Source organism: Sorangium sp. So ce836 (assembly GCF_028553905.1).
Taxonomy (GTDB): domain Bacteria; phylum Myxococcota_A; class Polyangia; order Polyangiales; family Polyangiaceae; genus Sorangium; species Sorangium cellulosum_D.
The window spans coordinates 9,254,913-9,275,549 of record NZ_CP102233.1 but is presented as its reverse complement, the minus strand read 5'-3'; the positions used below and the strand labels follow the sequence as shown (position 1 = coordinate 9,275,549).

The following is a 20,637-nucleotide window of genomic DNA, read 5'->3' as shown; positions in this document are numbered from 1 at the left end:
TACGCAATCACGCCGGCGAGAGCGGGCGCGGCCTACCGCAGCGCGGCGAGCAGCTCGGCGAAGCCGCGCTCGGGATCGTCCGGGAAGAAGCGGAGCTCCAACGTCCCCTTCGGCAGCGCGCCGAACGCGCGCCACCTTCCGCGGAGCTGCTCGAGCGCGGCGTGCGTCGAGGCCACCCGCCCTTCGGTGATCGCGACCGGCGGCGCGATGCCGGCGCCGGCAGCGCCCTCGAGCATGGAGGCGCGCCGCGCCTCGTTCGACACGAGGGGGTCGTACCAGCCGGCGTTGGCGAGCGCCTCGGCGAAGAGCAGCTCCCGCTGGTCCTCGCCGAAGCCGCGGTACTTGTCGGCCCCGCCGGCGCGGTTCGCCTCGGCGTTGATGCGCGCCGGATCCATGCCCGCGTCGACCCGGCCCCAGAATCCGTGTCGCAGGCCGAACGCCGACTCCACCACGAGGTGGATGAGATCGTGGGGCAGCTGATCCCCGTAGGTCGGAAACACCCAGGAGGTCTCCGTTCCGTCGCGGCGATGCACGTAGATGCGATCGCGCTGGCCGGGGACACGGACGAAGGCGGCCCGCAGGAAGGGCGCTCCGGTGCTCATGCCGCGAGCGTACCGCACGCGCGCGCGTCAGCGGAACCGGTCGGTCGCCTCGATGAGCTCGTGCAGGATGCCGGGCTCCATCGCCGAGTGCCCCGCGTCCGCCACGAGGCGCAGATCGGCCTCCGGGAACGCGCGGTGCAGCGCCCACGCGCTCTCCGGCGGACAGACGATATCGTAGCGGCCTTGCACGATGACCGTGGGGATATGGCGGATCCGGTGGACGTCGTCGAGCAGCTGCGTCTCCGACGTGAAGAACCCCTTGTTCATGAAATAGTGGCACTCGATCCGGGCGAACGCGAGGGCGAACTCCTCTCCCGACGTCTTCGTGACGAGCTCCTGGTTCGTGTACAGGCAGCTCGTCCGCCCCTCCCACACGCTCCACGCCCGCGCCGCCTGCTGCCGCAGCTGGGGATCGGGGCTCGTGAGCCGCCGGTGGTACGCCGTGAGCAGATCGCCCCGCTCGGCCTCGGGGATGAACGCGAGGTACTCCTCCCACGCGTCGGGGAAGATGGCGCTCGCGCCGCGCTGATAGAACCAGTCGAGCTCCTGCTTCCGCAGCAGGAAGATGCCGCGCAGCACGAGCTCCGTCACCCGCTCCGGGTGCCTCTCGGCGTAGGCCAGCGACAGCGTGCTCCCCCACGAGCCGCCGAACACGAGCCAGCGCTCGATCCCGAGGTGCTCGCGGAGCGCCTCCATGTCCGCGACGAGGTGCCAGGTGGTGTTCTCCTCCAGGCTCGCGTACGGCGTGCTCCTGCCGCAGCCCCGCTGGTCGAAGAGCACGATCCGGTAGGCGGCCGGGTCGAAGAAGCGCCGCTGCTTCGGCTCGGTGCCGCCCCCGGGGCCGCCGTGCACGAAGATCACCGGCTTGCCGCGCGGATTGCCGGACTCCTCGAAATAGATCTCGTGAAGATCGGAGACGCGGAGCCTGCCGGCGCGGTACGGCTCGATCTCGGGATACAGCGTTCGCCTCTGGATGCCTGTCGTCATCATGCCGCTCCCGTCCGTTGCCCCGGCGTCCTGCCCGCGCCAGCGCGCGTCAGCCTACGCCAAGGCGCGCCGGGAGGGGAGAGGGCGTGGACGGGAAACGGCGGGAACAGCGAAGAACAGCGGGGGACGGCGGGCGCGCCGGCCCGGGGGCGGCGGCCGCTCAGCCGGCCGGCGCGGCCTCGCGCCGCTCGGGCTTCGACGCGCCGCCGTAGAGCGCCTCGAGCGCGGGCCCGTACTTCTGGAGCGCCACGCGCCGCTTCAGCTTCAGGGTCGGCGTGAGCATCCCGTTGTCGGCCGTGAAGTCCTCCGCCGCGAGGGCGATCTTCTTGATCTTCTCGAAGGACTTGAAATCCGCGGCGAACCGGTCGACCTCCTCCTGGACGTGCGCGACCACCCGCGGGTGCTTCAGCATCGCGTCGGGCGACTCGAACGTGAGCCCCTGGCCCCGCGCCCACTCGGTGAGCGCCGTCATCTCGGGCACGATCAGCGCCACGTTGAAGGGGCGGTTGTCCCCGTAGATCATCGCGCTGTTGATCAGCGGAGACAGCTTGAGCTTCTCCTCGAGCGGGGCGGGCGCGACGTACTTGCCGTTCTCGAGCTTGTACTGCTCCTTGATGCGGCCCGTGACATAGAGATAGCCGTCCTCGTCGAGGTAGCCCAGATCGCCTGTGCGGAAGCCGCCGTCCTCGGTGAAGACGGCCTTGTTCTCCTCGTCGCGCTTGTAATAGCCCATCATGACGTTGGGGCCGTAAATGACGATCTCGCCCTGCTTCGGATCGTGCGTCTCCGACTTGTCGATGACGACCCGCACCCCCGGGATCGCCTTGCCCACGCTGCCGAGGCGGCGGGCCCCCGGGAAGTTCACGGTGGCGACGGGCGACGTCTCGGTGAGGCCGTAGCCCTCGTAGATGGTGATGCCGAGCGCGTCGACGAACTCGGCCACCTGGTACGAGAGCGCCGCCCCGCCGCTGATCGCGTACCTCAGCTTGCCGCCGAACTTGGCGCGGATCTTCGAGAAGATGACCCGGTCCGCCACGGCCAGCGTGAGCCGCTCGACGAGGTGGAGCGGCTCACCCTTGTTCTGCTTCGTCGCGGCGCGCAGCCCGGCGCGGAACAGGCGCTGGATGACCGCGGGCTTCTCGGTCATCTGCTTCTGCACCCCCTCGTAGATGCGGTTGAAGATCCGCGGGACGCTCATCAGCACGGAGGGGTGCACCTCGGCGAGGTTCGCGACGATCTTGTCGACCGACTCGCTCAACGCCATCGACGCGCCGACCGTGATCATCACGTGGAGCTCGCCGGTGTGGCCGAACGAGTGGGCCCACGGGAGGAACGACAGGCTCCGGTCGCCGCTGCCGAACGGGATGAGATCCAGCACGGCGCAGACGTTGGAGGCGATGTTGCCGTGCGAGAGGATCACCCCCTTGGGATTGCCGGTCGTGCCCGAGGTGTAGATGAGGCACGCCGTGTCCTTCGACGTCGGCTGGATGGCGGGCGCCGGGCTCTCCTCGCCCGCGGCGAGCAGCTCCTTGTACGAGGTGGTCCGCGCGCCGGGGACGCCGTCCGCCGGCCCCGCGGGCTCGAACAGACAGACGACGTGCTTCAGCGAGGGCGCCTTCTCGGCGAGGTCCCTGCATTTGCCGTAGATCTGCGGCGTGGCGACGATCGCGGCGACGGCCTCGCAGTCGTTGATGATGAACGCCCACTCGCCCGGCAGCTGCGCCTCGTACATCGGCACGACCGCGACGCCCATGCTGAAGCAGGCATAGGCCGAGACCGCCCACTCCACACGGTTGTTGGAGATGAGGGCCACCCGATCGCCCGGCTGGACGCCGAGCGACGCCAGGCCGCCGCGAAACCTGGCGACGAGCTGCCCGAACTCCGCATAGGTGATCCAGTCCCAGCGGCCATCGGTCTTCGTGCCGAAGAGCGGCCGGGGCCCATGCTGCTTCAGCGAGCGATCGAGCAGTTCTACCAGGTTTTCCAGTTTCGCCATCGGGTCTCCTCCCAGGGCGATTTTTACCATGATGCTCCGGCCGGCTCTGCGTCCTTTTGCGGCGCGCGGCGCCGGCGTTCCTCGGGCCAGCGCCGGATCTGTCCCGCCCGTCCGCATCCGTCCGCGGATCCCGGCCGCGTCGCGCCGTGCGGGATGGGCCCGCGCGCGGGTTGGGTGGGGTGAGCGCGCCGCGCGGGTTGGGCGAGCGCGCCGCGGGAGGCGGGAGCGGGCGCCGGGCGCGCGAGGTGGCGGCCTCGGGTCCCTTCTGTTAGAGGGTGCATCGCTTCAATGCCCCGGTATTCGATCACGACGTTCGGCTGCCAGATGAACGTGCACGACTCCGAGCGGATGCACGACGTGCTCCGCCGCGCCGGCTACACCGAGGCCGGCGGTCCGGACGAGGCCGACGTGCTCGTGCTGAACACCTGCAGCGTGCGCGAGAAGGCCGAGCAGAAGCTGCGGAGCGAGGTGGGGCGGCTCGCGCGCTGGAAGCGCGAGGGCGAGGGTCGGGTGGTCGTCGTCGCCGGGTGCGTGGCGCAGCAGGAGGGGGAGCGCCTCCTCAAGCAGATGCGGACGATCGACGTCGTGGTCGGGCCGGACAACATCCCGGAGCTGCCGGGCCTGCTCGGCGACCTCGCGCTCGGCGGCCTGCCGGTCGCGCGCACGGTGTTCGACCTCGACGCGCCCCGGTTCCTCGTGGCGTCGCCGCCGCCCGCGTCGCGCGCCGCGCCGACGGCGTTCGTGACCATCATGAAGGGCTGCGACGAGCGGTGCTCGTTCTGCATCGTCCCGCACACCCGCGGGCCGGAGCGCTACCGGCCGAGCGACGAGATCGTCGCCGAGATCGCCGCGCTCGTGGCCGCGGGGACGCGCGAGGTCACCCTGCTCGGCCAGACCGTGAACAGCTACCGCGACCCGCTCGGCGCGCTGCCGCGGGCCCCCGGCGCGAGCGCGGACGACCCGGACGAGAGCGAGTTCGCGGCGCTGCTCCGGCGCGTCGCGGCCGACGTCCCGGGCCTCGCGCGGCTGCGCTACACGAGCCCGCACCCGCGGCACCTCACGCCCTCGCTCCTCCTCGCCCACGCCGAGCTCGCCGTGCTGCCGCGCCACGTGCACCTGCCGGTGCAGTCGGGCAGCGATCGGGTCCTCCGGCGGATGATCCGCCGCTACACGCGCGCCGAGTACGTCGCGCGGACGCGGGCGCTCGTGGAGGCGGTCCCGGGGCTGACGCTCTCGACCGACATCATCGTCGGCTTCCCGGGCGAAACGGAGGACGACTTCGCGGCGACGCTGTCGCTCGTGCGCGAGGTGGGGTTCAAGGGGCTGTTCGGGTTCAAGTACTCGCGCCGCCCGCACACGCCCGCGCTGAAGCTGCCGGACGACGTGCCCGAGGCCGTGAAGGGCGAGCGGCTCGCGCGCCTGTTCGAGGAGAGCGAGGCGCTGCTGGCCGCCCACCTGTCCGGCCTCGTGGGGACGACGCAGGAGGTGCTCGTCGAGGGGCGCGACAAGGAGCGCGGGCACGGCGGCCAGGGCGGCGCGCTCTGGTCGGGCCGGACGGGGCGCCACGAGATCGCGCACATCGAGGGCGCGGCGGAGCTCGATCTGCTCGGCGAGGTCGTCGAGGTCTCGATCGCGCGGGCGAACAAGCACTCGCTGCAGGCCGAGCTCACGGAGGCGGCGCGCGCCGCGGCCCGGCCGCGGCAGCGGGGCGTCGCGGAGCCGCGGCCGGCCCGGCGCTCGCTGCCGGTGGTCGCCGCCGAGGGGGGCTGACGTGGCGCTCGTCCTCGACTTCGGCGGGGCGTCGCCGCGGCTCGGGCGCGACGTGTTCCTCGCGCCGAACGCGACGGTGATCGGCGACGTGGAGCTCGGCGACGAGGCGAGCGTGTGGTTCGGCGCGGTGCTGCGCGGGGACATCGGCGCGATCCGCGTCGGCCCGCGGACCAACGTGCAGGACCTCGCGTGCCTGCACCTGACGAGCGGCGTCTCGGAGACGATCGTCGGCGCCGACGTGACCATCGGCCACGGCGCGATCCTGCACGGCTGCCGCGTCGGGGACGGGTGCCTGATCGGGATGGGGAGCATCGTGCTCGACAACGTGGTGGTCGGCGAGGGCTCGGTGATCGCCGCGGGCGCGGTGGTGCCGCCCGGGAAGGTGATCCCGCCGCGGTCGCTGGTGCGCGGCAACCCGGCGCAGGTGATGGGGGAGGTGCGGCCGGATCAGGCCGAGCTCGGCAGGCTGGGCGCCGCGAGCTATGTGGAGAACGCGCGGCGCTTCCGGGCGGCGCTCGCCGCGGCGGCGCCCGCGGCCGGCGAGCCGGGGGCCGCCGCGGCGAGGCGCGATGGAGGGGCGATGGACGAGGTGAAGAGGCCATGAACATCACGGTGAACGGGGAAGCGCGCGAGGTGCCGTCGGCGGTCACGGTGCGGAGGCTCGTCGAGCTGCTCGGGCTGACCGAGGGGCCCGTGGCGGTGGAGCGCAACGGCCAGGTGGTGCCGCGGGCCGAGCACACGGCGGCCGAGCTCGCCGAGGGCGACGTGATCGAGATCGTGCACTTCGTCGGCGGCGGCTGAGCCCGCCTCGCGGCCGCGCGCCTCGCGGTCTAGCGATCTTCCAGTTCGTCCGCGATCCGGGTAGCATGGCGAGCTGCCGTGGATACGAGGGCCCTCGCTCTGGTCTTGGCGCTCGGCAGCTCGGCGGGCGTGGGCGCCGCCCTGGCGGTGCGCGACGCGCTGCCGGCGTCCCCGGTGGTCCGCGGCCTCTCGATCGGCGAGCGCTTCGTGCCGGACGGCGCCGCGCCGGAGGTCTGGCTCGAGGCGAGGCGGGACGCGCTCCGCGGCCGCCTCGTCCGGCTCCGCCACGACGACGTCGACCAGACGGCGACGCTCGGCGAGGCGGGCGTCGAGGTCGACGTCGGCGAGACGCTCGCGGAGGCGCGGCGCGTCGGCCACGAGGGGCCGTGGGCGCGGCGGCTCCGGGAGGCGCGGCGGGCGCGGCGCGGCGAGATCGACGTGCCGCTCGTCTGGGCGGTCGACGAGGCGAGGGCGCGCGCCTTCCTCGAGCGGCTCGCCCCGCAGGTCTTCCGGATCCCGGTGGACGCGCGGCTCGACCTCGCCAACCGGCGCAAGATCCCGGAGCAGGCCGGCCGGGAGCTCGACGTCGACGCCTCCCTCGCCGCGCTGCGCGCCGGGGACCACGAGGACGAGGAGCTCATCGAGCTCGCCGTCCGGTACACCGCCGCCAAGATCACCGTCGATGACCTGGTGAGCGTCGACGTCAGCCGGGTCGTCGCGGCGTACGAGACGAAGTTCAAGCGGCACGGCAAGGAGGCCGGGCGCGCCGTCAACATCAAGACCGCGGCGTCCAAGATCGACGGCACCATCCTGGCGCCCGGCGAGACCTTCTCGTTCAACGCCCACGTCGGCCCGCGGACCCGCAAGAACGGGTTCACCATCGCCCCGGAGATCCTCGGCGACGAGACCGTCCCCGGCTACGGCGGGGGGACCTGCCAGGTCTCCAGCACGCTCTTCGCCGCGTCGCTCTTCGGCGCGCTCGACACGCCGGACCGCCAGAGCCACTCCCGCCCGAGCGCCTACATCCCGATGGGGCTCGACGCCATGGTGACGTACCCGGAGTCGGACCTGAAGATCAGGAACACGCTCCCGTTCCCGATCATGATCCACGCCTACCTGCCGACGCCCACGGTGCTCCGCGTCGAGATCCTCGGCGGCGACCCGGTGGCGGAGGTCGATCACCGCATCTCGGCCGAGCACACCGACGACTTCATCCGCCGCATCTACGTGAAGTCCGAGCTCTCCGGGGGCGACGTGAAGCGCCACCAGAAGGGCTCGTGCGGGTACGACGTGAGATCGTATGTCACCGTCCGTTACAAGGACGGCCGGGCCTCCGACCGCAGCTATACGAGCGAGTACAAGCCCGCGCCCGAGGTGTTCTGGGTCGCGCCCGGCTACGACCCTTCCGCGCTGCCGCAGCTCCCCGAGCACGCGAAGGCGGTCGAGGAGCTCCAGGAGGGCGAGACCCCCGCGGGCGAGACCCCCGCGGGCGAGACGCCCCCTGCGGAGCCGCAGGGCGACGGCTTCTCGATGTGAGCGGGGGCGTCGAGGCCGGTCGCGCCCGGGCGGCTCACCGCCTGGACGCGGCGGGCGCGCGCGGCGTCCGGCGCGGCCGGCGACGCGTCACGCGGCCGCCGCGGTGCGGTCGAAGCGCAGGGGCAGGCTCCGGAGCCCGCGCAGGCCGAACGATCGGTTCCACGACGGCGGCCCCGGCTCGCGCGAGAAGGGGGGCAGCCGCCGGAGGAGCTCCTCGAAGGCGATCCTGCCCTCGACGCGGGAGAGCGGCGCGCCGACGCAGAAATGGATGCCGAAGCCGAATGCCACGTGGCCGCGCTGCTCCCGGGTGATGTCGAACCGGTCGGGGTCGGGGAACTGCGCCGGATCCCGGTTCGCGGCGGCGACGAGCGGCATGACGGTCGCGCCCTCCGGGATCGCGACCCCGGAGAGGGTCACGTCCTGCGTCGCCCGCCGGGTGAGCAGCCGGACCGGCCCCTCGTAGCGGAGGACCTCCTCGATGAAGCCCGGGATCAGCGCCGGCTCCTCGCGCAGGCGGCGCAGCGCGTCCGGGTGCTCGAGGAGCGTGAGGGTGCCGTTGCCGATGAGGTTGGTCGTGGTCTCGTTGCCCGCGACGAGCAGGAGGACCACCATGCCGAGCACGTCGTCCTCCGTCAGCACGCCGTACTCCACCTCGCCCCGGACGATGTCGCTGATGAGGTCCTCGCGCGGTCGCCGCTTGCGGTCGGCGATCATCTCGTGGAAGTAGGCGCGCATCTCGCGGCGGCTCCGGAGGATGCGCTCGACCTCCTCCTCGCTGAGCGGCTGGGAGCCCGCGGGCAGGTTGATGGTGTCGTCGGACCAGCGCTTGAAATCGGCGCGGAGCGACGGATCGACCCCGAGCATCTCGGCGATGACCGTGACCGGCAGCGGAACGGCCAGGTCCTCCATCATGTCGAAGGTGTCCTGCGCGAGGATCCGATCGAGGTGCTCGGTCGCGATGTCGCGGACCCGCGCCTCGATCTGCGCGATCGCCCGCGGCGTGAACGCGCCGCTGATGAGCTTGCGCATCTGGGTGTGGTCCGGCGGATCGCTCCTGAGGAGGCTCGTCTCGCCGACGAGCAGGGGCTCGCGCAGGAGCCGCTCGTCGAGGAGGATCCGCCTCACCTCGGAGGTGCGGGACGAGAAGAGCTCGGGGTGCTTCAGGACGTAGACCACATCGTCATAGCGGCTCACGGCCCAGAAGCCGTTCGGCTCGACCTGGCAGACGGGCGCCCTCTCGCGCAGCTCGGCGTAGTAGGGGTGTGGGTTCTCGATGACCTCGGGCGCGAGTAGATTCAACGCGTGACGCATGGTTCCCTCCGTTGCTTTGTGCTCGGGCGCGGCGCGGCGCGCCTCCTTGTGAATCCGCGGTACGGCAGGCGACGGGCGGTGAGCCTCCGGCGCGCTCGGCTCAGTGCCCCGCGGACACGGGGCCGCCACGGCCCTTCCCGAGCAGGAACACCAGCGGGAGCGTGGCGATGACGAGCACCGCTGTCACCCAGAACGTGTCGTTGAACGACATCACGGCGGCCTGCAGGTTCACGATTCCGTCGAGGACGTGGAGCGCCTTGTTGCGCGCGTCGGTCAGATCGAACCCCTTCGCGGCGAACGCCGATGTGTACGCGGCGACGCGCTCCACGGTCGTCGGGTCGCTCGCCCCCATGTGGCTCACCAGGATCGCGCGGTGGAACGCCTGCCGGTCGGCGAGCACGGTGGTGAGCACGGCGACCCCGACGCTGCCCCCGAGCTGCCGCGTCAGGCTGTAGATGCCGGTCGCGGCGGCGATGTCGCGCTTGGGGAGCGGCCCGAGGGTGGCCATGCTGAGCGGCAGGAACATCAGGGTCGTGCCGAACGACCGGATGATCAGCGGCCAGAACAGGTCGCCCGCGCCCGTCACGGGCGTCAGCTGGTGGAGCTGGAAGAGCGCGACGAGCAGGATGAGCCCCCCCGCCACGAGGAGCGCGCGCGGGTCGAACCGGTTCACGAGCCGCGCCACGAGCGGCATCGACAGGGCGGAGGCCAGCGCGCCCGGCAAGAGCAGCATGCCCGTCTGCTGCGACGTGTAGCCGAGGATCGTCTGGGCGAAGATGGGCACGGCGAAGAGCGCGCCGTAGAGGCCCATGCCGATGACGGCGGAGAGGAGGCTCCCCGCCCAGAGCGAGCGGTGCCGGAGCACGCGCAGGTCCACGATCGGGCGCTCCGACGAGAGCTCGCGGTGGACGAACAGGGCGAGGCTCACGACGGCGACCGCGGAGAACGCGACGATGAACGGCGAGTCGAACCATTCCTCGGCGTGGCCCTCCTCGAGCACCGTCTGCAGCGAGCCGACGCCGGCCGCCAGCAGGGCGATCGCGATCCAGTCGACGCCGCCGCGCTCGCGCTCGCCCGCGGCGTCCGGCGGCAGGAAGGCCAGGCACATCAGCACGGCCGCGATGCCGAGCGGGACGTTGATGAAGAAGATCCACCGCCAGTTGATGTTCGTGACGATGTAGCCGCCGAGCGTCGGCCCGATCGTCGGGCCGGCGATGACGATGGACGAGAAGAAGCCCTGCGCCATCGCCTGCTCTTCCTTCGGGAACGTCTCGAACAGGATCGACTGCGCCTTCGCGAGCAGGCCGCCGCCGCCGAGCCCCTGGAGCACGCGGGCGACGATGAGCATCGGCAGGCTGCTCGCGACCCCGCAGAGCACCGACGCCGCGGTGAAGGCGATGAGCGAGAAGACGAAGTAACGCTTCTTTCCGAAGCGGTGCCCGAGCCACGCGGTGAGCGGCAGGATGATGACGTTCGCGATGGCGTAGCTCGAGACGACCCAGCTCACCTGCGTGAGCGTGGCGCCGAGCGAGCTCTGCATCTCGGTGAGCGCCACGTTGACGATGCTCGTGTCGACGATCTCGAGCAGCGCGCCGAGGGCCACGGCCGCGGCCACGAGCCACCGGTTCGCGTTGACGGGCGCGACGGCGTGCGCCGGCGCGGCCGCGATTGCCGCCTCTGCCATGGTTCCTCCTCTCCTGCGCGATCTGCGCGATACTCACTTGTTCGCGTCGACCGTCAGCTCGACGCTCATCCCGGGGCGCAGCGCGAGGTCGGGCGGCGCGTCGTGGAGGCGGATGCGCACCGGCACGCGCTGGACGACCTTGGTGAAGTTGCCGGTCGCGTTGTCCGGCGGCAGCAGGCTGAAGCGCGCGCCGGTGGCCGCGGAGAAGCTCTCGACCTCGCCGTGGACGGTCACGCCGGGGTAGGCGTCGACGGACACGCGCGCGGGCTGCCCGACGCGCATGTGCGCGAGCTGCGTCTCCTTGAAGTTGCCGGTCACCCAGACCTGCCGCGCGGGGACGAGCATCCCCACGGCCTGGCCGGGGGAGACCAGCTGCCCGACGGAGAGGGTCTTCTTCGACACGATCCCGTCCTGCGGCGCGACGATGCGCGTGTACGAGAGCTCGAGGGCGGCCAGGTCCCGCGCGGCCTGGGCGGTCTCGACCTGCGCGTGCGCCATGCGGGCGCGGGCGCGCGCCAGCGCGATGAGGGCGTCGACGTTGCTCGCCTGCTGGACCCTCGCGCTCGCCTCCTCGACCCGGCTGAACGCCTGCGTGGTCGTGGCCTTGAGCGCCGCGAGGTGCGCCTTCGCCTGCTCCAGCGACGCGCCGGCGACGTCGACGGCCGCCTGCAGCTGGTCGAACTGGGCCTGGGCGAGCGCCCCGGTCTCCACGAGCCGCTTCGCGCGATCCCGCTCGAGCGTGGCCTGCTCCAGGGTCGCCGTCGCCGAGGCGACGTGCGCCTCGCCCTCGGCGATCTGCTGCTTCGACGCGCTCGCGCTGCTGGCCGCGCCGTGCAGCGACGCCTCGGCCACCGACTTGTTGCTGCGCGCGTTGGTCTCGGCGATGCGCTCGTCGGCGTCGGCCGCGTCGGCGCTCGCCCTGGCCGCCGACAGGCTCGCCTCGGCCTGCGCGAGCCGCGCGCGCGCGGGCTCGGCGTCGAGCTCGGCGAGCACGTCGCCCGCCTTCACCGCCTGGTTCTCCGCGAACAGGACCTTCACCACCACGCCCGGCGCGCGCGCCGGGACGGACACCACCTCGGCGTCGATCTGCGCGTCGTCCGTGGTCTCGAGCCCGCGGTGCGCGACGTACCACCCCGCGCCCGCCGCGACGGCGAGCGCGATCGCCGCCGCCGTGACGCCGACCGCCTTGCTCGGCTTGCCGGTCTTGACCGCCCCGGAGGCCGCCTCGGGGGAAGCCGCCGCCTCTCCAGGGAGAGCGCTCGTGGTCGTGGACATGTCGCCGCCTGCTCCTCGTCGCCTCGACGGCGGGCGCAACGGGCGCCGCGTACCTAAGGCAACCTGTGGTTGCGATATAGATAACACGAGGGCTGACAAAGACAACTACTTGTTGCCATAGCACGGACGAGCCATGCTCCACGGGTCGCGCCGTCGTGGTTGAATGGAGCCCCCTCGGGATATGCGGAGCGTTACGTCGTCCCCTCTGAAAGAGCCTTCTCCGGCCCAGTCCGGTGCCGCGGCGGGGCGCCGCCGGACCGGCACGCAGGGCGCGCGGCGCGGGGGCCGCAGCGAGCGCGTGGTGCGGGCGGTGATGCAGGCGGCCGCGGCCGAGATCGCGCGCGCGGGCTACGCGGCGCTGCGGGTGGAGGACGTGGCGGCGCGGGCGGGCGTGAACAAGACGACGGTCTACCGCCGCTGGCCGACGAAGGCCGAGCTCGTGAAGGCGACGTTGCGCTCGTTCTCGGACGACCGCCAGGCGCCGCCGGACACCGGCGCGCTGCGGCTCGACCTGCTCGAGCTGGTGCGGCGCTTCGTCGCCGCCGCGTCGACGTCCGAGGGGCAGGGCATCTACCGCATGCTCCTGGCCGAGATGCACGTGCCGGAGGTCGAGGCGCTCGCCCGCGCGCTCCGCGAGGAGCGCCTCGCCCCGTGGCGAGACGTGCTCGAGCGCGGCGTCGCGCGCGGCGAGCTGCCGCCGGGCACCGATCTCGACCTGATGGTGGAGATGATCCGCGGCACCGTGACGAACCGCCTCTTCCGCCTGCGCGCGCCGGTCGACGACGGCGTCCTGGAGTCGATCATCGACGTCGTGGTGCTCGGCGCGAAGGCCGGCGGCGCGCTCCGCCGCGCCCCCGCCGCGCCGTCAGACGACATTCATGTCATCGGCGACGAGCCTGGATGAAACCTCCCATCGAAAAGGGGAGATCCACGCAATCTGGGATCGACGGGTGAGCGCCCCTGCTCTCCGGGAATAATCCGCTGGACGGTGCATGACACCGGTGTAGATCGCCGTTGCAGCCGGAGGACCGGAGGTGAGCCGTGGCTCAGCTCGGTCGCGGGCAACGAGCCAAATGCGAGCCCTCCGCGGTGCGATCGTGCGCGGAGGGCGGATGCAGAGGGGGCGAGCACCGAGGGAGCGGGGAGATGCCGGTCGGCCGCCGCGCCGCCGCGAGCTCCTCGCCGGCATGGGGGCGACTGCAGGCCTCTTGCTGCTCGGCTGTCGCGGCGAGCCCGTCGATCTGCGCGCCCAGGCCGCCATCGCCGCCGGCGGCAGCCGGGGTTACGCGGGCCCGGCCGTGGATCTCGCGTTCTGGACGGGCTTCACCGGGGGCGATCGGCCGCCGATGGAGCGGCTCATCGCGCGGTTCAACCGCGAGCACGACAACATCGCGGTGCGGATGAGCGTGACCCGGTGGGGCGATTTTTATCAGAAGATCCCGGCCGCGGTCGACAGCGGCCATGGCCCCGACGTGGCCGTCATGCACGCCGATCAGCTGGCCACGGCGGCGGTCCACCGCACTATCCTTCCGCTCGACGAGGTGACCGAGGCGCTCGGCCTCGGCGCCGGCGACTTCTCCGAGACGCTCTGGAGCGCGGGCGTCTTCCGAGGGCGCCGCTACGGCATTCCCCTCGACGTCCACCCGCTCGGCCTCTACGTCAACCGCGCGGTGCTGGCCGGCGCCGGCCTCGACGACGCCGCGCTGCCTCGCTCGCGGCGCGACTACCTGGCCGCGCTCGAGCATCTCAAGCGGCGGGGGATCCAGGGATCGTGGGTGTCGCCGGTCCTGTTCACCGGCGGGCTGATGTTCCAGTCGCTCCTGTGGCAGGCGGGTGGCCAGCTGTTCTCGGAGGACGGCGCGCGGGCGATGTTCCACGCCGAGGCCGGCGTCGAGGCGCTGAGCTTCATGGTCGAGCTGATCCGGCGCGGCTACAGCCCGCGCGACGTCGGCCAGGACGCCGACACCATCGCCTTCATCAACGACCGGAACGCCTTCCTCTGGAACGGCGTCTGGATGATCAATTATTTCAAGGCGGTCCCCGGGCTCCGCTGGGGCGTGCTCCCGGTCCCCGTGATCGGCGCGCAGCGGGCGGTCTGGGGCAACGCGCACCACCTCGTGCTCCCGCGCCAGCCCGGGGCCGGCGCTGGCCATCGCCGCCTGCAGGCGGCGGTGGTGTTCCTCGCCTGGCTGAGCGAGCACTCCCTCGAGTGGGCCGCGGCCGGCATGGTGCCGGCCCGGCGGGCGGCCCGGGAGAGCGCCGCGTTCCGGCGGATGACGGAGCAGGCAATCGTCGCCGAGCAGCTCCCGGCGGTCCGCTTCCCGCCGGCCATCGCCGGGGCCGACGCGGTGCGCGCGTCCACCCTCGATCTCGCGGTGAACGAGGCCGTGCTGCTGAGGGCCGCGCCGCGCGAGGCCCTGAGCCGCGCCGCCCGCGAGGCCGACGCGCTGCTCGCAGGCAACCTGAGGAAGTTCGGGAGGGCGCCGTGACGGCGGTCGACGTACCCCTCGTGGAGCCCGGCCAGGCCGAGGCGGACGGCGGCGCGCAGAGCGCCCCCGGCGTCGGCCGGCTCCGGGAGCGCGGCTTCACGCGGCCGCGGCGGTGGGCGCCCTACCTGTTCCTCGCGCCGTACCTCGCGCTGTTCGGCCTCTTCGTCGCGACGCCGATCGCCCTCGGCGTGTGGATCAGCCTCCACGACTGGGACCCGTTCCTGCCGTCGCAGCCGTGGGTCGGCCTCGACAACTACGCGGATCTGTTCCGGTCCGGCTCGCCCATCCGCGGCAATTTCTGGCGCGCGCTGCGGGCGACCGCGCTGTTCACGGCGCTCAGCGTGCCTGTCCTCGTGACGCTCCCGCTGCTGCTCGCCCTCGCGCTCAACCAGCGCTTTCCCGGCCGATCGTTCTTCCGGGCCATGTTCTTCGCGCCGTACGTGCTCGGCGTGGCGGTCGTGGCGATGATCTGGCGGCTGCTCCTCGATCCGCAGGTCGGCGCGATCAACCACCTGCTGGCGAAGGTGGGTTTGCCTTCAGGCACGGGCTGGACCACGGCGGTGCCGTGGGTGTGGGTCTCGCTGGTGGGGATGACGGTGTGGTGGACCCTCGGCTATAACGCCGTGATTTACCTGGCGGGGCTGCAGAACATCCACCGGGAGCTCTACGACGCCGCCCGCATCGACGGCGCGACCCGATGGCAGCAGTTCTGGCACGTCACGATACCTGGGCTCAGGCCGGTGTTCGTGTTCGTCGTGACGATGACCGTCCTCGCGTCGGCCAACATGTTCGGGCAGGCCTACCTGGTCACCGGGGGCGGGCCGGGCAGCGAGACGCGCACCACCATCATGTACATCGCCGACGAGGGTTTCCGGAGCTTCCGCCTCGGCGCCGCGGCGGCCATGAGCTACGTCCAGGCGTTCTTCCTCGCGGTCGTGAGCCTCGTCATGTTCCTCCTGTTCTTCGGCCGGGGCAGCGACGAGGACGCTCCATGAAGCTCCGGCTGCTCGAGGGCGGCTGCCCTGTCCGCCGCCGGCAGATCGGGAGGGCCTTGTCGTATGCGGCGCTGCTCCTGCTCGCCGTGGCGTACCTCGCCCCGGTGATCTGGATGGCGCTCACGTCGCTCAAGCCACCTTCCGAGGCGACGGCGGTGCCGCCCACGCTCTTGCCCGCGCGGGCGACGCTCGAGAGCTACGAGGCGCTCGCGGGATCGAGCGCCGGGGCGCCGGTGTTCCGCTGGCTCCTGAACAGCCTCCTCGCCGCCGTGGCGCACGCGCTGCTCGTGCTGGCCACGGCGGCCCCGGCGGCGTACGCGCTCGCGCGCATGGAGTTCCGCGGCAAGCGGCTCGTGCTCGCCGTGGTCCTCGCCACGCTGTTCATCCCGCCGATCATGTTCCTGCCCGCGAATTACCTGCTCGTCCGGGGCCTCGGCTGGCTCGACAGCCTCCCTGCGCTGGTCGTGCCGCCGGCCGCCTCGGCGTTCGGCGTCTTCTTCCTGCGCCAGTTCTTCCTCGGCCTCCCGAGGGAGCTCGAGGAGGCGGCGGCGCTCGACGGCGCCACCCGGCTCCAGGTCTTCTGGAAGATCGTGCTGCCTCTGTCCAAGCCGGCCCTGGCCACGCTGGCCGTGCTCAGCCTGCTGAGCAACTGGAACGATTTCCTCTGGCCGATCTACGTGCTGTTCAACCCCGAGAAGCTCACGCTGTCGCCCGGACTCGCGCTGCTGCAGGGGGCCCACACCACCGATTACGCGCTGGTCACGGCGGGCGCGGTGGTCGCGAGCGCCCCGATCCTCGCGATGTTCATCGCCGCGCAGCGATACGTGATCGAGGGGGTCGCCCGCACCGGGTTGAAGGGGTGACCGGCGGCGCGACGCGGGGCGTCACGGCGGCGCGACGGCAAGGACATTGGCTGTCCGTGCGCGCCTCATCGTCGCTTGATCCGGAGTCGCTTTCGGAGGAAGCTCTCTGTCCACGGCGGCTGCGGTGCCCCTCTCGCGCGCGGCCGAGGCGCCGAGATGTGCCTGCTGCCGCGGACGACGGCTGGTGTGCGCTTGGCTTATCTTTGCTTGGATCTCATGAGCGGGATCCGGCGTCCTGTCTTGTCGGCGGAGCCCATCGTGGTGTGCAGATTTCAACGCCAAGGCGCCAAGCGCCTTTGCGTTGAAATCTCTTCTCACACCCGCCTCAGCGCGCCCTCCGCGCGAGCTCGGCCATGAGCCCGAAGAGCTCGACCACGCCTGGCAGATTGAGCTGCCCTCCGCTGAACTCCCGGTAGAGCGTGTGCACGTTCACCGCGATGCGCTCCGCGTCGCTCCAGCTCGCGTAATCGGCGAGCGCGATGTCGCGGGCGGCGTCGGCCGGCGGCATGCCGGCGTCGTAGCGGCGCCGCGCCTCGTCGCGGATGTACACGAGGTAATCGCGCACCGCGCGCACGCCGGCGCGATCCGTGATCGGGCCGTGCCCCGGCACGATGACGTCGGCGTCCAGCGCGAGGATGGTGTCGCACGCCTTGATCCAGTTGCCGACGGGCCCCGCCCACATGATCGGCGTTACGTCGACGAAGAGGATGTCTCCCGTGTAGATCGCGCGGTCCGCGGGCACGTGCACGAGCAGATCTCCCTTCGTGTGCGAGGGGCCCACCTCGAGGAGGCGGACCTCCTTCGCCCCGACCGTGACGGTCAGCTCCCCCTCGAAGACCCGGGTCGGCGCCGTGGGCGCGATCCCGTCGAAATCGAAGGCGCCGAAGCAATGGACGAGGTAATCGCCCAGCGCGCCGGCGGCGCCGCTGCGCGCCTGCCGCATCAGCATGGCGAGCATCGGCGCGGGGACCTCATCCATCTCGGCGGCGCCGGCGCGCGTGGCGATGATCGTCGCGCCCTCGACGAGCGCATTGCCGTAGCAATGGTCGCCGTTCGCGTGGGTGTTCACGACCGTGCCGATCCGCGCCGCCGCGGGGGCGGCCGCGCGCATGGCGTCGAGCATCTCGCGCGTGCGCTTCAGGTCGAAGAGCGTGTCGACGAGCAGCGCCTCGCCGTCCGAGGTGACGAGCCCCGCGTTGCTGAGCCCCCAGGTGCCGGCCGGCTGCAGATACGCGAAGCAGCCATTGCCGACCTCCTGCAACCCTTGCTCATACCGCCATCGGACCATGTCCATCCCCTCTCGCGCGCGCGTCGCTGGACGCGCCTCCGGGCTCCGGAGCGTAGGCCACCCGCTCGACGCCAGGGAATCGAAATCGACCCGTCCCGCGGCGCGACTCCAGCGCATCCCGCCGGCGCGGCGCGAAGGTGGAGCCGAGTGGGCCGGGCGGCGCCGGCGAGCGCCGCCCGGCGCCGCGCTACCAGGCGAAGGCCTCCGGCGCCTCGCCGCCGGGGCCGGGGAACACCTCGTCGAGGCGCTTCAGGGGCTCCGGGGTCAGCTGGATCTCGAGGGCGCGCAGGCTGCCGTCGAGCTGCTCGGCGGTGCGCGGCCCGATGATGGGCGAGGTCACGACCGGGTTCTTGAGCAGCCATGCCAGGGCCACGTCGGCGGGCTTCTCGCCGAGCTCCGCGCAGAGCGCCTCGTAGGCCTCCAGCTTGGCGCGGTTCTTCTCGATGCGCGCCTGCGCGTCGGCCGACGCGCGCCGGCCCTCGCGCGCCTTCTGGAGGGCGCCGCCGAGCAGCCCCCCGGCGAGCGGGCTCCAGGGCAGGACGCCGAGGCCGAACGCGCGGCACGCGGGCAGGACCTCCAGCTCGACGGTGCGCGCGTTCAGGTTGTACACGCATTGCTCCGAGACGAGGCCGAGGAAGTGCCGCTGCGCGGCGAGCCCGTTGGCCTGCGCGATGTGCCAGCCGGCGAAGTTGCTGCTGCCGACATAGAGGACCTTGCCCTCGCGGACGAGCTGCTCCATCGCCTGCCAGATCTCGTCCCAGGGCGTCTCGCGGTCGATGTGGTGCATCTGGTAGAGGTCGATATGGTCCGTCTGCAGGCGGCGCAGGCTCTCCTCGCAGGCGCGGCGGATGTGATAGGCCGAGAGCCTCCTGTCGTTCGGCCCTTCGCCCATGGCGCCGTAGACCTTCGTGGCGAGGACGATGCGCTCTCGCCGCCCGCCGCCCTGCGCGAGCCAGCGCCCGACGATCTGCTCGGTGATCCCCTCTCCGCGCTTGCGGCCGTACACGTTGGCCGTGTCGAAGAAGTTGATCCCGTGCTGAAGGGCCCGGTCCATGATGGCGAAGCTGTCGGGCTCGCTGGTCTCCGGGCCGAAGTTCATCGTGCCGAGGCAGAGGGGGCTGACCTTCAGGCCGGTGCGTCCGAGATTGCGGTAGTTCATGGTGCCGGGGAGGGTAGCAACGCGCCCCGCGCGCGGTCCATGCCGGCATGCTGAACGCGCCGTAGGGTTTCGCCGGAGTCGCGCGTCCGTGAGCCGGCCCGCCGCTTCCTTGATGCGCTGCCGCGCTTCCCATAGGCTCGTTTCGTCGGGCGAGGAGACGATCATGTGGCAGCAGGAGGACACGGAGCTCGAGCACGCAGAGGACCTCCGCGACGAGGCGCAGGGGCTCTCCGGCGTCCGGTTCACCATCGAGCTCGGGCACATCGACCCGTTCGACGCCGCCGCCGTCTTCTGGGATCAGCACGGCCAGGCGCGGGAGCTCTTCCCCGGCACGGAGTGCGCGATGCAGTCGGGATCGTACCGCGAGCCGAGCTTCGTGCTCCGGATGAGCCTGAACCTCCCGGGGATCGGGCCGTTCACGCAGACGTCGCGGTATTCGGCCCAGCGCGTCGCGCCGGAGGCGTTCGCCATCCGCGTCGATACGATCGAGGAGAGCATGCTGTGGAGACGGGGGCTCGCGATTCACCGCTTCTCGCCGGGCTCCGGCGCGACGACGCTGCTCGAGGTGACGAGCCTGTACGCGCCCAGGGTGCCGATCAAGATCCTGAATCAGGCGGCGATCGGCGCGGCCCGCGCGCACCAGCGGCGCTACCTCTCGGGCCGGCGCCCGACGGCCGCGGAGCGGGAGCATTTCCTGGCGGCGCTCGGCGCGGGCGGGCAGGGCGGCGCCTGAGGCGCGTGTGTCCTCTCGCCGCCTTCGCGGCGGCGCTGCTCAGGCAGGACGCGCGCGGCGCGCGCGGCGAGGCGCGGGCGGCGGCGCGGCGCGCGGCGTCGCAGCGGCCAGCACCGCGGCCTCGTGGGCGGCGAAGCGCTCCGCCAGGAAGTCGACGAACAGCCGCGCCCTGGCGGGCTGGAAGCGGCGGCTCGGATAGAGGACGTTCACGGCGGAGGCCGGCGAGGGCAGGTCGGTGAGCAGCGGGACGAGGCGCCCGGCGTCGATGTCGGCGGCGACGTCCCAGATCGACTTGAAGGCGAGGCCGTGGCCGGCGACGGCCCAGTCGCGCACCAGATCGCCGCTGTCGGCCACGAGGCGGCCGGCGGGGCGGACGGTGTGGAGCCCCTCTCCGGCGCGGAAGGTCCACGAGAGCGCGCGCATGCCGGGGCGCTGCAGCACGATGCACGCGTGCGCGTCGAGGTCCGCGAGCGTGCGGGGCCACCCGCGCCGCGCGAGGTAGGCCGGCGCGCCGCAGACCACGCGGCGGCTCCGGGCCAGCCGGCGCGAGACGAGGCGCGAGTCGCCGAGCGCGCCGATGCGCACGGCGACGTCCACGCCGGCGTCGAGCAGGTCCACGACGCGGTCCGACAGGCTGACGCGCACGCGGAGCTCCGGGTGCGCCGCCGCGAAGTCGGCCGCGGCGGGCCCGACCCACTGGCGGCCGAGATCCACCGGCGCCGACACGTGCAGGAGGCCGCGCGCCTCGGCCTGGCCGGCGGTCACCGCGAGCTCGGCCTCGCGCACGTCGGCGAGGATGGCGACGCAGCGCTCGTGGTAGGCCGCGCCCTCGGCGGTGAGCGTGAGGCGCCGCGAGCTGCGCTGGAGGAGGCGCACGCCGAGCGCCGCCTCCAGCCGCGTCATGCGCTTGCTGGCCACCGCCGGCGAGAACCCGAGCTCGCGCCCCGCCGCCGAGAGGCTGCCCCGCGCGACGGCGCACACGAACAGCTGCATGTCCTCCAGCTCGACCATGCGCACCCCCGGCGAGTCACGGGCAGCAAAGCGGGGGCAGGGTAGCCGCTCCGGGGGCGATCTTCAACATTTCCGAAAAGATGGTTCGGCGATCGCGGCCGTTTTCATACGCGCTGGAAAGGATCAAGGTGGCTCGT

18 protein-coding genes are annotated in these 20,637 nt (G+C 72.3%); 9 read left to right on the top strand and 9 right to left on the bottom strand.

Features of this window, described 5'->3' with window-relative positions; all coding sequences use genetic code 11:
• Positions 1–32: 32 nt before the first annotated feature.
• The 3 genes from NQZ70_RS33570 to NQZ70_RS33560 all read right to left on the bottom strand — a co-directional run bounded on the left by NQZ70_RS33570 (position 33) and on the right by NQZ70_RS33560 (position 3,585).
• Positions 33–602 (bottom strand): hypothetical protein, encoded by a 570-nt coding sequence (locus NQZ70_RS33570; RefSeq protein WP_129577879.1) that lies wholly within the window; start codon positions 600–602, stop codon positions 33–35.
• A 27-nt stretch (positions 603–629) separates the two neighbouring features.
• A complete protein-coding gene (gene pip / locus NQZ70_RS33565) occupies positions 630–1,592 on the bottom strand; it encodes a prolyl aminopeptidase (RefSeq protein ID WP_129577878.1) in 963 nt (320 codons plus the stop codon).
• A 157-nt stretch (positions 1,593–1,749) separates the two neighbouring features.
• Positions 1,750–3,585, bottom strand: a complete 1,836-nt coding sequence (locus NQZ70_RS33560) for a long-chain fatty acid--CoA ligase (protein ID WP_129577877.1) — start codon at positions 3,583–3,585, stop codon at positions 1,750–1,752.
• Positions 3,586–3,873: 288 nt separating this feature from the next.
• Here NQZ70_RS33560 and miaB point away from each other — a divergent pair, with 288 nt between their 5' ends.
• The 4 genes from miaB (at position 3,874) to NQZ70_RS33540 (ending at position 7,692) form a co-directional block, all read left to right on the top strand.
• Positions 3,874–5,355: a tRNA (N6-isopentenyl adenosine(37)-C2)-methylthiotransferase MiaB gene (miaB, locus tag NQZ70_RS33555; RefSeq protein WP_129577876.1), complete on the top strand. Its 1,482-nt coding sequence runs from the start codon at positions 3,874–3,876 to the stop codon at positions 5,353–5,355.
• 1 nt (position 5,356) lies between these two features.
• Positions 5,357–5,959: a gamma carbonic anhydrase family protein gene (locus NQZ70_RS33550; protein WP_129577875.1), complete on the top strand. Its 603-nt coding sequence runs from the start codon at positions 5,357–5,359 to the stop codon at positions 5,957–5,959.
• Complete coding sequence (thiS, locus tag NQZ70_RS33545; RefSeq protein WP_129577874.1) at positions 5,956–6,156, top strand: sulfur carrier protein ThiS; 201 nt, start codon at positions 5,956–5,958, stop codon at positions 6,154–6,156. Before NQZ70_RS33550 ends, thiS begins: the two co-directional genes overlap by 4 nt.
• A 78-nt stretch (positions 6,157–6,234) precedes the next feature.
• Positions 6,235–7,692, top strand: a complete 1,458-nt coding sequence (locus NQZ70_RS33540) for a VanW family protein (protein ID WP_237244271.1) — start codon at positions 6,235–6,237, stop codon at positions 7,690–7,692.
• An 87-nt stretch (positions 7,693–7,779) separates the two neighbouring features.
• On the opposite strand, the gene NQZ70_RS33535 is transcribed toward NQZ70_RS33540, so the two are convergent.
• From NQZ70_RS33535 to NQZ70_RS33525, 3 genes are all read right to left on the bottom strand, one after another.
• Entirely contained in the window at positions 7,780–9,003 is a 1,224-nt protein-coding gene (locus NQZ70_RS33535; RefSeq protein WP_129577873.1) for a cytochrome P450, read from the bottom strand.
• Between the two features lie 100 nt (positions 9,004–9,103).
• Positions 9,104–10,687 carry a DHA2 family efflux MFS transporter permease subunit gene (locus NQZ70_RS33530; RefSeq protein WP_129577872.1) on the bottom strand — a complete coding sequence of 528 codons (1,584 nt, stop codon included), beginning with the start codon at positions 10,685–10,687 and terminating at the stop codon, positions 9,104–9,106.
• Positions 10,688–10,720: 33 nt separating this feature from the next.
• Complete coding sequence (locus NQZ70_RS33525; protein WP_129577871.1) at positions 10,721–11,962, bottom strand: HlyD family secretion protein; 1,242 nt, start codon at positions 11,960–11,962, stop codon at positions 10,721–10,723.
• Positions 11,963–12,143: 181 nt separating this feature from the next.
• On the opposite strand from NQZ70_RS33525, the gene NQZ70_RS33520 reads away from it, so the two are divergent.
• From NQZ70_RS33520 to NQZ70_RS33505, 4 genes are all read left to right on the top strand, one after another.
• The gene (locus NQZ70_RS33520; RefSeq protein WP_165374303.1) at positions 12,144–12,866 is read left to right on the top strand and encodes a TetR/AcrR family transcriptional regulator; all 723 of its coding nucleotides are present in this window, start codon (positions 12,144–12,146) and stop codon (positions 12,864–12,866) included.
• 283 nt (positions 12,867–13,149) lie between these two features.
• Positions 13,150–14,451: an ABC transporter substrate-binding protein gene (locus NQZ70_RS33515; RefSeq protein ID WP_207217559.1), complete on the top strand. Its 1,302-nt coding sequence runs from the start codon at positions 13,150–13,152 to the stop codon at positions 14,449–14,451.
• Positions 14,448–15,446, top strand: coding sequence for a carbohydrate ABC transporter permease (locus NQZ70_RS33510; RefSeq protein ID WP_129577868.1), 999 nt, complete (start codon positions 14,448–14,450; stop codon positions 15,444–15,446). The genes NQZ70_RS33515 and NQZ70_RS33510 overlap by 4 nt, the downstream gene beginning before the upstream one ends.
• Positions 15,443–16,309 (top strand): carbohydrate ABC transporter permease, encoded by an 867-nt coding sequence (locus tag NQZ70_RS33505; RefSeq protein ID WP_129577867.1) that lies wholly within the window; start codon positions 15,443–15,445, stop codon positions 16,307–16,309. The genes NQZ70_RS33510 and NQZ70_RS33505 overlap by 4 nt, the downstream gene beginning before the upstream one ends.
• 325 nt (positions 16,310–16,634) lie before the next feature.
• On the opposite strand, the gene NQZ70_RS33500 is transcribed toward NQZ70_RS33505, so the two are convergent.
• Both NQZ70_RS33500 and NQZ70_RS33495 read right to left on the bottom strand, forming a co-directional pair.
• A complete protein-coding gene (locus NQZ70_RS33500; protein ID WP_129577866.1) occupies positions 16,635–17,597 on the bottom strand; it encodes an MBL fold metallo-hydrolase in 963 nt (320 codons plus the stop codon).
• Positions 17,598–17,784: 187 nt separating this feature from the next.
• Positions 17,785–18,756 (bottom strand): aldo/keto reductase, encoded by a 972-nt coding sequence (locus tag NQZ70_RS33495; protein ID WP_129577865.1) that lies wholly within the window; start codon positions 18,754–18,756, stop codon positions 17,785–17,787.
• Between the two features lie 163 nt (positions 18,757–18,919).
• On the opposite strand from NQZ70_RS33495, the gene NQZ70_RS33490 reads away from it, so the two are divergent.
• Positions 18,920–19,489 (top strand): hypothetical protein, encoded by a 570-nt coding sequence (locus tag NQZ70_RS33490; protein ID WP_129577864.1) that lies wholly within the window; start codon positions 18,920–18,922, stop codon positions 19,487–19,489.
• A 39-nt stretch (positions 19,490–19,528) separates the two neighbouring features.
• Here NQZ70_RS33490 and NQZ70_RS33485 read toward each other — a convergent pair whose 3' ends face one another.
• Positions 19,529–20,500: a LysR family transcriptional regulator gene (locus NQZ70_RS33485; RefSeq protein ID WP_129577863.1), complete on the bottom strand. Its 972-nt coding sequence runs from the start codon at positions 20,498–20,500 to the stop codon at positions 19,529–19,531.
• Positions 20,501–20,637 lie beyond the last annotated feature (137 nt).

What these genes read in the sequence shown, in the direction of transcription:
- NQZ70_RS33570 (WP_129577879.1), bottom strand. Translation starts at nt 602, where the DNA reads ATGAGCACCGGAGCGCCCTTCCTGCGGGCCGCCTTCGTCCGTGTCCCC.
- pip (WP_129577878.1), bottom strand. Translation starts at nt 1,592, where the DNA reads ATGATGACGACAGGCATCCAGAGGCGAACGCTGTATCCCGAGATCGAG.
- NQZ70_RS33560 (WP_129577877.1), bottom strand. Translation starts at nt 3,585, where the DNA reads ATGGCGAAACTGGAAAACCTGGTAGAACTGCTCGATCGCTCGCTGAAG.
- miaB (WP_129577876.1), top strand. Translation starts at nt 3,874, where the DNA reads ATGCCCCGGTATTCGATCACGACGTTCGGCTGCCAGATGAACGTGCAC.
- thiS (WP_129577874.1), top strand. Translation starts at nt 5,956, where the DNA reads ATGAACATCACGGTGAACGGGGAAGCGCGCGAGGTGCCGTCGGCGGTC.
- NQZ70_RS33535 (WP_129577873.1), bottom strand. Translation starts at nt 9,003, where the DNA reads ATGCGTCACGCGTTGAATCTACTCGCGCCCGAGGTCATCGAGAACCCA.
- NQZ70_RS33530 (WP_129577872.1), bottom strand. Translation starts at nt 10,687, where the DNA reads ATGGCAGAGGCGGCAATCGCGGCCGCGCCGGCGCACGCCGTCGCGCCC.
- NQZ70_RS33525 (WP_129577871.1), bottom strand. Translation starts at nt 11,962, where the DNA reads ATGTCCACGACCACGAGCGCTCTCCCTGGAGAGGCGGCGGCTTCCCCC.
- NQZ70_RS33520 (WP_165374303.1), top strand. Translation starts at nt 12,144, where the DNA reads ATGCGGAGCGTTACGTCGTCCCCTCTGAAAGAGCCTTCTCCGGCCCAG.
- NQZ70_RS33515 (WP_207217559.1), top strand. Translation starts at nt 13,150, where the DNA reads ATGGGGGCGACTGCAGGCCTCTTGCTGCTCGGCTGTCGCGGCGAGCCC.
- NQZ70_RS33505 (WP_129577867.1), top strand. Translation starts at nt 15,443, where the DNA reads ATGAAGCTCCGGCTGCTCGAGGGCGGCTGCCCTGTCCGCCGCCGGCAG.
- NQZ70_RS33500 (WP_129577866.1), bottom strand. Translation starts at nt 17,597, where the DNA reads ATGGTCCGATGGCGGTATGAGCAAGGGTTGCAGGAGGTCGGCAATGGC.
- NQZ70_RS33495 (WP_129577865.1), bottom strand. Translation starts at nt 18,756, where the DNA reads ATGAACTACCGCAATCTCGGACGCACCGGCCTGAAGGTCAGCCCCCTC.
- NQZ70_RS33490 (WP_129577864.1), top strand. Translation starts at nt 18,920, where the DNA reads ATGTGGCAGCAGGAGGACACGGAGCTCGAGCACGCAGAGGACCTCCGC.
- NQZ70_RS33485 (WP_129577863.1), bottom strand. Translation starts at nt 20,500, where the DNA reads ATGGTCGAGCTGGAGGACATGCAGCTGTTCGTGTGCGCCGTCGCGCGG.